Source organism: Trinickia sp. EG282A, assembly GCF_040965455.1.
In the GTDB taxonomy this organism is placed as follows: domain Bacteria; phylum Pseudomonadota; class Gammaproteobacteria; order Burkholderiales; family Burkholderiaceae; genus Trinickia; species Trinickia symbiotica.
The window spans coordinates 1-420 of record NZ_JBFRCC010000041.1 but is presented as its reverse complement, the minus strand read 5'-3'; the positions used below and the strand labels follow the sequence as shown (position 1 = coordinate 420).

The 420-nt window shown below is 62.1% G+C and carries 1 protein-coding gene; it reads left to right on the top strand.

Annotated elements, in window-relative coordinates:
- The coding region (locus AB4Y31_RS31815) for an efflux RND transporter permease subunit (RefSeq protein WP_368677427.1) at positions 1–420 on the top strand (420 nt) is incomplete at both ends.

Here is a 420-nt window from a genome sequence, read left to right as displayed (position 1 = left end):
ATCACGGTGAGCGCCACGTATCCGGGCGCGAGCGCCGATATCGTCGCGCAGAACGTGGCCGCGCCGATCGAACAGCAGGTGAACGGCGCGGACAACATGATGTATATGAACTCGTCGAGTTCCTCGACGGGCAACATGACGCTCACGGTGTACTTCAATATTGGCACCGATCCGTCGCTCGCCCAGGTGGACGTGCAGAACCGCGTGAACCTCGCGCTGCCTTTCCTGCCCGACTCGGTGACGGCCCAGGGCGTGTCGGTGCAGAAGCGCTCGTCGGCGTTCATGATGGTGATCGCGATCTATTCGCCCGATAACGCCTACGATGCGTCCTATGTGGCGAACTACGCGAACGTCTACGTGCTCGACGCGCTCAAGCGCATTCCGGGCGCGAACCAGGCGTCGATCTTCGGTTCTGCCGAC